Raw genomic sequence first — 13281 nt, forward strand, 5'->3', positions numbered from 1 at the left:
ACCCTTTTATCAATATAATAACACAATAGACCTATAAATAGAACAAATTTTGTCGAAAAATTAGTTAATATGTACCATTATTATGCTTGTTTATTCTATTAATAGCTTAGATAGATACCCTGAGACCTATACACTGGTTATTCAGGACATCATAAAAAAACCGCAGCGTTTACAACGCATACGGTTTTTGTCAGTTATAATATATATCGTACTTATGATGATAATCTGCTCATTCAGGCTGGCTGACTCTCTGATAAAGGTATCTCGGCCGGCGGTGACTCGGCGCGCAGCACACGTGTTGCATTCAGTACAGCCAGCAAAGTTACGCCTACATCCGAGAAAACTGCTTCCCACATGGTAGCAATACCGAATGTTCCCAGAATAAGAAATACTGCTTTGACTCCCAGCGCAAATATGATATTCTGCCATACAATACGGCGGGTACGTCTGGCAATCCGAACGGCTGTCGCCAACTTGGAAGGTTCATCGGTCATAATGACGATATCAGCAGCTTCAATTGCTGCATCGGAGCCCAGTCCGCCCATAGCTACACCTATATCTGCACGGGCAAGTACCGGTGTATCATTGATTCCATCACCCACAAAGATCGTCTTCTCCCGTTTACCACGCAGTAGTTCCAACTTCTCAATCTCTTCTACTTTATCCTGAGGTAGCAGCTCGGCGTGTACTTCATCTATTCCCAGCTGTCTGCCGACCGCCTCTCCAACCGCCTTGCTATCACCGGTCAACATGACTGTGTGGCGGATTCCCTGTGCTTTGAGCTGTTGAATAGCCATAGCTGCATCCGATTTGATCGTATCAGCGATCAGGATACAGCCCGCATATTGTCCGTTATAGGCCAGATGGATCACAGTACCTGAAGCATCGGGTTCTGTATAGTTTATCTGTTCCCGCTTCATTAATCTTGCATTGCCTGCCAGGATCCGCTGACCATCTAATTCAGCCTGGATACCGTGACCGGCAATCTCATCATAATTACCCAGCCGTTCCTTATTTATAGTTCCCTGATAGGCTGTACGAATAGATTCAGCAATCGGATGATTGGAATGAAGCTCCGCATAGGCAGCCAGCTCCAGCAGCTGCTCTTGTGAATATCCATTTGCCGGGTACATTGCAGTTACGGCAAAAGTCCCATGAGTCAGTGTACCGGTCTTATCGAAGACGACATAACGTACATCGTTCAGTGCTTCCAGATAATTACTGCCTTTAATCAAAATTCCTGCTTTGGATGCAGCCCCGATTCCGCCAAAAAATCCGAGTGGAATAGAGACGACCAGCGCACATGGACACGAGATCACGAGGAAAATCAGCGCACGGTATACCCAATCCGAGAATTCTGCTCCACTGACCAGCAGCGGCGGAACAACAGCCAACAGCGTCGCAATAATAACGACGGCCGGTGTATAATAACGGGCAAACCGTGTAATGAATTTCTCTGTAGGTGCCTTTTTGCTGCTGGCATTCTCGACCAGTTCGAGAATTTTGGCTACTGAGGATTCACTGAAGATACGGGTAACTTTCACGGTCAATACGCCATTTTTGTTAATACAACCGCCCAGTACTTCCTTGCCGGGAATCACTTCACGAGGAACCGACTCACCAGTGAGTGCCGAGGTATCCAGCATCGAAGAACCGTCAATCACGATACCATCCAGCGGTACCTTTTCACCGGGCTTGATTACAATATGATCTCCAATCTGTACAGCTTCGGGAGATACTTGTTGGATTCCGTCTTCTGTCTGAATACTGGCATAATCCGGACGAATATCCATCAACGCAGTAATCGATCGACGGGAACGATCTACAGCCATTCCCTGGAACATCTCTCCTACCTGATAGAAGAGCATAACTGCTACGCCTTCAGGATACTGCTGTACGGCAAAAGCTCCAATCGTCGCTACCGACATCAGGAAATACTCATCAAACACCTGTCCACGCAGTATATTACGTACCGCCTGCCATACAATATCGGCGCCGGCAATCAGATAAGCGGCCAAAAAGACACCAAACTCAGCCCAGGCTGGAAGAGGCATCAATAAACCAGCCGCGGTCAATCCCGCTCCCACCACTAATCGCGCCATCATCATCTGGCGACGCGACAAGCCAAACTTCTGTTCCGATTCATCAGCTAATGCTGACTGCTGTCCCAGGGCAGGATTGGATAGAGATGAAGATTGGGATTGCTTGATCCTTACAGTCACCTGCGGCTCAATCCGGTTAACCGTACGAGTCGCTTCGTCCACTATAGCTTCTTCACGCCCGTTTACCGTTTCCAGCAAGAGCGTTTTGTTAACAAAATTGACTGAACAGGCAGACACACCCTGAATTTTCTGTACACTATTCTCGATCTTCAGCGCACAATTGGCACAGTGCAGACCATCGAGAATCAGCTCACGTCGGACGACTTTATCCTGTGTATGTTCCACGGATAATCTCCCCTCTCAATAACAATACATGAGTAATTGTTCATATGTTAGGTTCATTATAGTTCGTCCGTAGAACAAAGTCAAAACTTCCCGGTATTCTTTTGCGAAGCAAATATTTGATCGTCTACTCTGACTGCCGCAAACTGGATATCGCTTATTCGAACAGTATTTTCATCATCAATTATTGTTTTTGTGAGTAAGCAGCATACCCGGCAAGAAGATCATTACCAGGATAACAGCAGACATCAGAAATCCACCCTGATACCCTTCTATGTTAACATTCGCTGCCGACTGGCCCGTATAAGCAGTGCCCGCAACGATCGCAGCGATGACTGCAGATCCAAAGCTGGACCCCAGATTCTCGATAATGTTAATACCGATACTGGCTTCAGGGATCTGTCTGCTATCCAGCCCGGTATAAGCGTCACTGGTAAGTGGTAGCATAATTCCGCCAACACTGGTACCACGAATAAATAATAAAAGAGCTATCCAGAACATGCTGGTCTGATCGTTAATAAATACCATTGGTATCGAACCGATCAAGGCAAGAACCAGACTGACAATGACTACATATCTGGCACCGATACGATCGATCATAATCCCGATCAACGGTCGGGTAATCAGCATCCCCACTCCTTGCGGAATAAGTGCAAGTGCTGATTCGATCGCCGTAAAATGACGGAAATTCTGAAAAAAGAGCGGCAGGATCAGCATTGGACCCATAATTGCCATATTAGCGAGGAACAGCCCTGCACTTGATGCAGCAAACCTCCGGTGAACGAATAGATTCATGGGGAGTACGGTCCGATGTCTGCGAAAGTGATCGTAAGCCATATATACTGCTATCAGCATCAGACCTATCGCTATCCACCATACTGTCTCATGATTATAAAACGAAGCATACCGTGCAGCTTTGGTAATACCATAGATCAATGAAGCACTGATTGCAGACAACAGAAGAATACCTGGAAGATCCAGTCGGCTGTCCTGATCAAAAGGCTCAAAATCGGGAATGTATCTTATCATCAGAGGAACAGCGATGCAGAGGATGAATACATTGATAAAGAAAATCCAGTGCCAGGAGGCCATCTGAACAATAATACCTCCAATTACCGGACCCAGAATAGGTCCAAGAATCATCGGCGTGCTAACGATGGCTATTACTTTGCCAAGATGGTCGGGTCCTGCTGTCTTGACGAGGAGTGCGGACATAAGCGCAGTAATAATTCCCGCACTGAATCCCTGCATTAGCCTGAAACAGATAAAGCTGGCAATATCCCAGCTGATTCCTACCAGAATCGACATCAATCCAAAAGCCACGACTGCACCGATAAAAATCCGTTTGCCGTTATATCGATTCATCAACCAACCTGATACAGGTACAGCAATTGCCAGTGCCAGAATATAACCGGTGATGGCCCACTGAATCATATCCAGCGTCGTATGAAAGGCTTGATTAAGCGGGTTGATAGCAATATTGATCATGGTAGAGTCCAGCATAGGAGCAATTGCACCCAGAGCAATCGCCCAGGCAGCGCCAAGTGTTTTTCTTGGTAATCGAAATGACTGATTTGAATGGGTTAACATAGAAGTACCTTCTTCCTATCATTGTTTCCTTGTCAACAATATATCTGATTTTTGTTTCCTTGTCAACAAAAATCAGATATAAAAAAACAGCCGTTTCTAATGCAGACAGGCTGTCTTTGTGGATATTGTTCATATAAAAAATAAATTTTGATCAGTTAATCGTAATCCCTTGTTCCTGTATTTCCTGATCCAGATGCTGACTGTATTTCTGTATGAAATTCAACATGCTATCAAATTGTTCGTCTGTAATCTGTTCGAATACAAGCTGATCCCGCTGTTGGAATTCCCGATGAAGCTGATCATGAATTGCAAATACAGACTCGCCCTGTTCGGTTAGCTTAAAATAAATTTCTTTTTTGTTATCCTGCTTTTGATAACTCTGGATCAATTGTCGATCCAGTAGCTTTTTGGTTATTTTGCTTATAGCGCCCCGGGTCATATAGAGAGACTCTGCGAGCCGCGTAACATTCGTCTCCGTATGTTTGCCAATATAATCGATACAATGCACTTCCGAAGGCTTGTATCCCTGAAGACTGCGTTCCATTTTGTATTTGTTCAGCCAAGCCATTTTATTAAATAATTCCCTGAATTCTGTCATAACCTGCTCCTGTTTATTCATGGCTTGCCCTCCTATTACTTATACCTTCACCCCTCTCATTTTAGCACTTTTTCTGTCACAGCCCCAGCCCGATATGCATTCTACTCTACCAGCTGCTCGATATCCGGTTGCAGTCGATTTCGTAACATATACAACATGACTGCCCCTACTACAAAAGCAGCCAGATCCGAGATGACGAGCGACCAGACTACCCCATGAAACCCATTCATCCGGTTGGCAATATACAGTACGGGAATAAGCGTAATCCCCTGAATGACTGACATAACAAAGGCAGCTGTACCCTGTCCCGTAGCCTGGAAGATTCCTGTGAACAACGATGTAATCCCTGTAATAAATAAAGATAAAAAGGTCACATGCAAAATATAACTGCCCATTTCGATTAATAACGGATCATTGGTGAACAGACCAATCAGATGACCGGAGATCAGATAGACGATAGCACCAAATAGCACAGCCAGCACCAGTATTCCCTGAATGGTAAACGTAATCGTCTGCTTCATCCGTAATCGGTTAGCGGTAAAAGAAAAGGCAATCAAAGGCACCACACCTTCGCATAATCCCATCACGATAAACTCGGGAAATTGCAGCAGACGTGATGAAATACCATAGGCTGCTACGGCTTGATCTCCATACTCGATCAGAAACAGATTAAAAATAAGTGACATCGCTCCCATAAACAAACTCATAATAAATACGGGCACACCAATTTTGAGGACATTGCTCAGAATTTCTTTGTTCATTTTGAACCACCCAAGCGAGATGCTCAGGAACTTGCTTTTCCAGCCCATATGAATAGCGTAGAAAATGCTCGCAGCCAGATTTGAAATAACTGTAGCTGAAGCTACACCTACTACACCCCAATGAAAAACGAAAATAACCAGCGCATCCAAGATGATGTTGACTATTACACTGATAATCATACCAATCATCGAGGTGATGGCTGACCCTTCCGAACGTACAATATTCTCTAGTGTGAAACATAAGACAACTACAGGCGCACCGATCAGCATTACCGTCACATAGTCTTTGGTAAAAGCAAACGAGCTCGGGGCCGCTCCCAGACCATGAACGATCGAATCAACGAGCGGCAGACCAGCTGCTATAACGAGCAGTCCCAGAATCAGACTGCTATAAAAAGCAAATGAAGACACATGTTTCACATCTTCATATCTCTTCTCTCCCAGCAAACGGGAAATAAATGTCCCACTACCTATACCAATCAGATTGCCAAACGCCATCAGAGCTGCAAATAATGGCAAAGTGAGCGCCAGGGCAGTTAGCATAGCCGTATTATGCAGAGTGCCCAAAAAATAGGCATTCAAAATAGAATAAATAACACTCATCGACATTCCAAGCATCATTGGTACAGCAAAGTGGGCAACTGCCTTCGCAATCGGAGCTTTTTCAAAATAATGAAGATTTTCAGCATTCATCGTTATCACTACCTTCTTTTTATATTCAATCTAACACCGTTAGTTTGTGCCTTACAGTGTTAGATGTTATCATATCTTTATAGATCCTGTAAAGTATAAACTTACACTGTTAGATAAAAAGGATGATGAAGATGAAAAAGCAACAACCCCAGATTTCAGAAGATAAAATTCTGGAAGCTTCGTGGGAACTTCTGGGCGAAGAAGGGATTGAAAAATTCAGTCTAAGGCGGCTTGCTACCCGTCTGGATATACAGGCCCCCTCCCTGTACTGGTATTTCAAAAGCAAACAAGATCTCTATCAACGACTTGCCAATCAGGTAAGTAAAATCATTTTGGAAGAATTCTACTCCGATGGAGACTGGAAGCAGCAAATGACCGAACTGGCAGCGGTTATCCGCCGTGTGCTCAGACGTTACCCCTGCTCTACCCAGATGATGATGATGACTCTGCCCAATGAACCCGATATTATCCGTTTTACCAACCGGATGCTGCTTTGCGTGGAATCAACACCACTGGAGCAGGATCAGAAATTCCAGGTAGTTACTACTTTTGTAAATTACATTTTCTATTTCGTAATGGATGATTATCAGCATCAGCGTAGTGTTGCAGCCATAACCGATAGTGGAGAGACCCTTCCGGGTGAAAAGATGATGGGTTTGCTGGATTCAATGAGTGAGGGGGAAGCAGGTCTTTTTCGCCAATTGTTCAACAGTAATAAGTTTGAGCTGATGGGAACAGATCAGTCTTTTGAATTCGGACTGAAACTGATTTTGCTTGGCATTGAACAGGCGATCAAGGAATATACAGATTAAAATAACAAAAAGCGCCGATCGGATATCCGAAGGGCGCTTTTTGCTGTTATTTACCGTTTACTTGGATTGAACCATAATAAATACTTATAAATATCATTTCCTTCCGTTTTGATTTTATCGTTTATTGCCTTTCCAAGGATCTTTGAGAGATACTATCCGATTGAATACTGGACGATCCGCAGTTGTATATTTATTATCCACACAGAAATAACCGTGACGAATAAATTGAAAACGATCACCTGCAGATGCTTCGAGCAGCGAGGGCTCCCCTATGCTGCCAGTCACACGGATCAGGGATTCCGGATTGATCCGATTCTGCCAATCAGCCGGGTCTACAGGTGTCTCATCCGATTCACGAAGCAGCGAATCATATAGATGAGTCTCTATACGGATGCCATGCGCAGCTGATACCCAGTGCAGCGTTGCTTTGACTTTACGACTGTTAAAGCCGCTGCCACTTCGTGTTGCTGGATCGTACGTGCAGTGCAGCTCTACGACTTCTCCGGAAGAGGGATCGCGAACAACATGTTCACAACGAATAAAATAAGCCCCTTTTAGTCTGACTTCCATTCCCGGTGACAGACGGTGAAATCCGCGAATTGGCTCCTCCATAAAGTCTTCCCGCTCAATCCAGAGTTCTCTGGTAAATGGAAGCTCTCGTGTACCCATTTCTTCATTTTCCATATTATTTTCTACAGTCAGCCATTCCACTGTGTCGGCTGGATAATTAGTGATTATAACTTTAATAGGATCTAATACGACCATGGCACTGCGCGTATTGGGCTTCAGATCCCGACGAATGGCGTGTTCCAGCATAGCGATATCTACTGTGCTGCTCGTACGGATCATTCCAATCTCCCTGAAAAAGGAATGAATACTCTCCGGTGTATATCCCCGCCGCCGTAGCCCTTGCAGGGTAGGCAGGCGTGGATCATCCCAACTGTCTACATAACCTCCCTCTACCAATTCACGCAGGTAACGCTTGCTTGTTACGACTCCTGTAATATTGAGCCGTCCGAACTCGCGCTGCTTGGGCGGTTCATTCACTTCCAGTTCACTCAGTATCCATTCGTATAGCGGACGGTGTTCTTTGAATTCAATCGAGCAAAGAGAATGAGTAATCCCCTCCAGCATATCCTGGATCGGGTGGGCAAAGTCATACATTGGATAAATGCACCACTGTGTCTCCGTGCGGTAGTGCGATGCATGAATTATCCGGTATAATACCGGGTCCCGCAGTGTCATATTGGCAGAAGTCATATCAATCTTCGCCCGCAGTACTCTCGTTCCGGCAGCATATTCGCCGGCACGCATATCTTCCAGCAATTTCAGATTATCCTCGACAGAACGGTTGCGATAAGGACTGTCTGTTCCCGGTTCAGTCAGTGTGCCACGATACAGGGTCATTTCTTCCGGTGTAAGATCACAGACATAGGCTTTGTTTTTGCGTATTAACCGGATGGCAGCTTCATAATAATATTCCGCATAATCGGAGCCAAAATACAGCTGTGGACGGTAGCCGAGCCACTCTATATCTTCGATAATCGAATGCACGTACTCCATACTTTCTTTGAGTGGATTCGTATCATCCATCCGCAGATTGAATATTCCTTCATACTGCCGAGCCAGCTCTGCGTTAGTAATAATCGCAAAAGCACTGCCGATATGCAAATAACCATTAGGTTCCGGAGGAAAACGGGTCGCTATGGGACGGCTGTATACATGGGTGCGAATATCTTCTTCAATTACTTTATGAATAAAATGGGAGTGATTCTCGTTTATAGCAGTCATGGGGTGACCTCCTTGATCGGTTCCGGCTACATATTCTTACCGGATATTTTTTCTCGTCTGCTCTGCTTGTTGTATAGCACATATTCAGACTAACCTTATTACAGACACAACAAAAAAATCCCACCTCCAAGACGTATGGTCTTGGGGACGAGATTCTGATCGCGGTGCCACCCCAGTTTGCGGATATATCACTATATCTGCCTTATCAGGTACGCCGCTGTACAAATCCAGTATAACGGTTATACCCTAGCTCTGTAACAGGAGCTCCTGTCGTACCATACCCGGTTCATCCGGTCCGATCCGCTGCTCAGAGGCTTGTTTCAAATAAAGCTTTTTGACTCCTTTTCAGCACCCGGAGCTCTCTGTACAAAAAGTAATTTATTCTACTCTTCTCATCATCGCATTTGATATTGAAATTATACTACCATTCGGCAGTCGGTTTGACAATAGAGGCCAGTATGCTGACACCTTATAATTACATTCAATTACATGCCTGTCAGCGAGAAACTTTTGATGCGGTTACCAATCTCATCCCGCACACGCTGGAATACTCCCCAGCGCTGCAAGTCATTGCCTTCTGCCTTGGCAGGGTCATCGAATCCCCAGTGTTCGCGGCGAATATTCGATGGTGTCGCTGGACATTTGTCATCGGCATCACTGCACAGAGTTACGATCATATCGGCCCGGTTTAACAATTCCATATCAATTACGTCGGATGTCTGTCCCGAGATATCGATATCTACTTCTTTCATCGCTTTGACCGCATTCGGATTCAATCCATGGGCTTCAATGCCTGCGCTGTAAATATTCCATTTCTCGCCCAGATATTGTTTCGCCCAGCCTTCCGCCATCTGACTGCGGCAAGAATTGCCTGTACACAAAAAATAGAGAGTTTTCTTTTCCATTACGCCCAGCTCCTTTACAATTATTTACCAGTCTGTAGACCCGTTCACAGCCGATATACTGCTTATCTACTATCAAGCACTCATAACGATAAAACAAACCTTTGGTATCTATTGCTTACTCTTTCTTACATCTGGGCAATCAGCAGTAGCCAGAGATACAGACCCAGCAAAGTCAGGAACAGCGTAGGAATCGTCAGGATAATACCTGTTTTGAAATAGGTTCCCCAGGAGATACGGATTCCTTTGCCATTCAGTACATGCAGCCAGAGCAGTGTAGCCAGTGAACCGATCGGCGTCATTTTGGGACCCAGATCCGATCCGATAACATTGGCATAAATAAGACCTTCCTTGATCACGCCTGCAGCAGTTGTTCCCTGAATAGCCAGCGCACTGATCAGTACTGTCGGCAGATTGTTCATTATCGAGGACAGTATGGCAGAGAGAAAACCCATGCCCATAGTCGCTGCGAACAGACCATGATTGGCTGTTACCTGGATCATACCTGCCAATATATCAGTCAGTCCGGCATTACGCAGCCCGTACACCACTACATACATCCCGATCGAGAAAAACACAATTGCCCATGGTGCTCCTTTGACGACTTCGCGTGTAGGCACTGCCTCACTGCGGTTCGCCATGACCAGGAAAAAGATAGCGATAACCCCTGCTACCAGTGAGACCGGGATATTGAAGAATTCGCTGACAAAGTACCCCACCAGCAGCAGTCCCAGTACCCACCAGGACAGCCGAAACATACGGATATCCTTGATCGCATCGACCGGCGGCTTGAGGTTTCGTTCATCAAAGTTACGCGGAATGCTTTTACGGAAAAAGAGATACAGTACCAGAATACTCGCACCCAGTGCAAACAGATTTGGTACAATCATCCGGCCCGCATATTCCATAAAGGTAATATGAAAATAATCTGCCGAGACAATGTTCACCAGATTGCTGACTACCAGTGGCAGCGAAGTAGTATCTGCGATGAATCCACTGGCCATAATAAACGGTAGAATATGCTTGTCACTCAGTTTCAGTGCACGCACCATCGCCAGAACAATCGGCGTTAGAATCAGCGCGGCCCCATCATTGGCGAACAGAGCTGATACCACCGCTCCCAGCAGGGAGACATAAATAAACATGCGCAGCCCGTTCCCATGAGAGATACGTGCCATATGTAGCGCCGCCCATTCGAAAAATCCGATCTTGTCGAGAATAAGAGAAATCAGAATAATCGCGACAAACGTCAATGTCGCATTCCATACAATCTGTGTCACATCCCAGACATCCTGCAGGTTAACGACTCCTGCCAGCAGAGCCAGCACTGCACCTCCGCATGCCGACCAGCCAATCGAAAGATTGCGAGGCTGCCAGATTACAAAAACAAGGGTAATCACAAAAATAAAGATCGCAAGTATTACACTAAGCACAATAACTTCCTCCACATGATCAGCATTACAATATTCGTACTGTTAAACAGGCATAACACTTTTTGAATCACTTGTACCCGTGATTAGCCGAAGTAAGTTTCGCCTAAAAGAATCTACACTATATTAACAGCAGCTGTCATTACCAGGGCTGCAGCAGTCTGATTCTGTTTTGTTCATCATTCGCAAAATCTCCTCGCTACCGGGCATATGATCCAGTACAGCCTGAATATGCGGCTTGTCTGCAATATTTAGCGAATAGTAGACCCATTGCCCCCTGCGCTCTTCTTTGACAATTTTATGGGATTTCAGCTTGCGCATATGCTGGCTGATACCTGGCTGCGAGATTTCGAAAATTTCTACAAAATCGCATACACACCACTCTCGTTCCTTAAGCAGTGCCAGCATAATTAATCGAGTCCGGTCGCCCAGCAGCTTGATCTGTTCCGCCAGCTCCGTCATCTGATCCAATTTGTTAAAATGAAGCTCCGTTTCCAACTTGATCCCTCCTGTTATGGAAACCTGATAGATGTATCCATATAGATATAGTCTATAATGCCATAGCCAGAGTCATCAGTGTTAATTACTATATAAGCATATGCTTATATAGTAAAGACTACAAATGATATCGTCAATCCTTTTTGTTTACTATGTATACAATCGGCTGTTTCTTTTTTATTTCCTCTATTCGTAATCACAACGATTTTTGTTATAATGATACTATATGATCTGCGAGGAAGGTGAAAAACGTGAAGCAGGAAGCCATTATAGAAGAATGCAGCCATTGCAATGATGCTACGGAAGCTTCACAGCAGGAACTTGCTCGTCTGAAGCAGGAATTGATCAATAATGATACTGCGCTGTCGATGGCAGAGATTTTCAAAGCACTGGGCGATCCTACGCGTGTCCGATTGATCTATGCTCTTCTTCAAAAGGAACTTTGTGTCCATGATATTTGTGAAGTGCTGGATATGACCCAGTCTGCAGTATCCCATCAACTTCGTTATTTGCGCAATATGCGTATCGTCAAGCCACGCAAAGTCGGCAAAACGGTCTTTTATTCACTGGATGATTATCATGTGGAAGAAATTTTCAGACAGACCCATCAGCATTTAACCCATAAATAATTGCTGCGTTTATACAGAGCAACCTGCTGCTCCATGTAACCATATAAAAAGGAAGTCTCTATCCGGAGACTTCCTTTTTGGCATTTATAAATTGATAGGATCGGTTAGATAGCTAATGCTTGTTGCCTTCACATTGCATGTCCGGTGTATCCAGCTGAATCGTAATATGACTGATACCATAATGGTGCTGGATCAGCTCACGTGCAGATTTCATAATCTGACTCCCGTAAATGGTATCATCAATTAGCAGATGACAACTCAGCAGCGGCAGATCTGATGACAATGACCAGACATGCAGATCATGAACACTCTGTACATGCGGGATACCGGCCAACTCACGGGTAATCTCTTCGGTATGGATATGAACCGGCGTACCTTCCATCAGAATATGCACAGAATCCCGTGTGACCCGATAAGCGCTGATCAGTACAAGTACAGCCACGATGATACTTGCAATGGGATCAGCCAGTGTCCAGCCGAAGAACATAATCAGCAGCGCAGCAACAATCGCACCTACCGAACCAAGCAGATCACCGATAACATGCAAAAAAGCACTGCGAATATTCAGATTATCGGACGTATCGCCTTTCATCAGGATATAGGCTGCCAGTATATTAACAATTAGTCCGATAACAGCAATCGTTAGCATGCCGGAACTCATAATACTCTGCGGCTCACTGAGTCGCTGGAATGCTTCCCAGAAAATGTAGAGCGAAATAACAACCAGCGCGATTCCGTTCAAAAAGGCAGCCAGCACTTCAAAGCGCTTGTATCCATAAGTCTTGGTACCGCTGGCTTGACGTTGTCCCCATACCATGGCGACAAAGCTGAGTCCCAATGCTGCTGCATCACTAAACATATGCCCGGCATCCGATAGCAGCGCCAGACTGTTCGTCATCACTCCTCCAATCACTTCTACGATCATAAAAGCTGCAATCAGAAAGAAAGCAAGTCCAAGTGCCTTTTTGTTCGCATTATGTGAATGAGAGTGACTGTGACCATGTCCATGATGATGAGAGTGACCATGGTGAGAATGTTCATGACGATGATCGGCATGTTCACCGTCAGATATAGGGGCCGTACGAGGGGTAGAGGTCATGATGATCCGCTCCTTGTATTATTATTTGTCTTAT

General features: G+C 45.1%; 11 protein-coding genes and 1 other annotated feature. Of the genes, 2 read left to right on the plus strand and 9 right to left on the minus strand.

Annotated elements, in window-relative coordinates:
• Positions 1-233: 233 nt before the first annotated feature.
• The 4 genes from H065_RS0107145 to H065_RS0107160 all read right to left on the minus strand — a co-directional run bounded on the left by H065_RS0107145 (position 234) and on the right by H065_RS0107160 (position 6086).
• Positions 234-2447 carry a heavy metal translocating P-type ATPase gene (locus tag H065_RS0107145; RefSeq protein WP_017812346.1) on the minus strand — a complete coding sequence of 738 codons (2214 nt, stop codon included), beginning with the start codon at positions 2445-2447 and terminating at the stop codon, positions 234-236.
• Between the two features lie 177 nt (positions 2448-2624).
• Positions 2625-4034: an MDR family MFS transporter gene (locus H065_RS0107150; protein WP_017812347.1), complete on the minus strand. Its 1410-nt coding sequence runs from the start codon at positions 4032-4034 to the stop codon at positions 2625-2627.
• Between the two features lie 151 nt (positions 4035-4185).
• Complete coding sequence (locus tag H065_RS0107155) at positions 4186-4653, minus strand: MarR family transcriptional regulator (protein ID WP_017812348.1); 468 nt, start codon at positions 4651-4653, stop codon at positions 4186-4188.
• An 80-nt stretch (positions 4654-4733) separates the two neighbouring features.
• Positions 4734-6086 (minus strand): MATE family efflux transporter, encoded by a 1353-nt coding sequence (locus tag H065_RS0107160; protein ID WP_017812349.1) that lies wholly within the window; start codon positions 6084-6086, stop codon positions 4734-4736.
• A gap of 131 nt (positions 6087-6217) precedes the next feature.
• Here H065_RS0107160 and H065_RS0107165 point away from each other — a divergent pair, with 131 nt between their 5' ends.
• Positions 6218-6898, plus strand: a complete 681-nt coding sequence (locus H065_RS0107165; RefSeq protein ID WP_017812350.1) for a TetR/AcrR family transcriptional regulator — start codon at positions 6218-6220, stop codon at positions 6896-6898.
• 114 nt (positions 6899-7012) lie between these two features.
• Here H065_RS0107165 and H065_RS0107170 read toward each other — a convergent pair whose 3' ends face one another.
• From H065_RS0107170 to H065_RS0107185, 4 genes are all read right to left on the minus strand, one after another.
• On the minus strand, positions 7013-8689 hold the full coding sequence (locus tag H065_RS0107170; RefSeq protein WP_017812351.1) for a glutamine--tRNA ligase/YqeY domain fusion protein: 1677 nt from the start codon (positions 8687-8689) through the stop codon (positions 7013-7015).
• Between the two features lie 140 nt (positions 8690-8829).
• Positions 8830-9097: a binding site (T-box leader), on the minus strand.
• Between the two features lie 77 nt (positions 9098-9174).
• Entirely contained in the window at positions 9175-9594 is a 420-nt protein-coding gene (arsC, locus tag H065_RS0107175) for an arsenate reductase (thioredoxin) (RefSeq protein WP_017812352.1), read from the minus strand.
• Positions 9595-9719: 125 nt separating this feature from the next.
• Positions 9720-11024, minus strand: coding sequence for an arsenical efflux pump membrane protein ArsB (locus H065_RS0107180; RefSeq protein ID WP_017812353.1), 1305 nt, complete (start codon positions 11022-11024; stop codon positions 9720-9722).
• A 123-nt stretch (positions 11025-11147) separates the two neighbouring features.
• Entirely contained in the window at positions 11148-11483 is a 336-nt protein-coding gene (locus tag H065_RS0107185; RefSeq protein ID WP_193746767.1) for an ArsR/SmtB family transcription factor, read from the minus strand.
• 287 nt (positions 11484-11770) lie between these two features.
• Here H065_RS0107185 and H065_RS0107190 point away from each other — a divergent pair, with 287 nt between their 5' ends.
• On the plus strand, positions 11771-12148 hold the full coding sequence (locus H065_RS0107190; protein WP_017812355.1) for an ArsR/SmtB family transcription factor: 378 nt from the start codon (positions 11771-11773) through the stop codon (positions 12146-12148).
• A 112-nt stretch (positions 12149-12260) separates the two neighbouring features.
• On the opposite strand, the gene H065_RS0107195 is transcribed toward H065_RS0107190, so the two are convergent.
• Positions 12261-13247, minus strand: coding sequence for a cation diffusion facilitator family transporter (locus H065_RS0107195; protein ID WP_017812356.1), 987 nt, complete (start codon positions 13245-13247; stop codon positions 12261-12263).
• Positions 13248-13281 lie beyond the last annotated feature (34 nt).

This window comes from Paenibacillus shenyangensis, from assembly GCF_000346635.1.
Taxonomy (GTDB): domain Bacteria; phylum Bacillota; class Bacilli; order Paenibacillales; family Paenibacillaceae; genus Saccharibacillus; species Saccharibacillus dauci.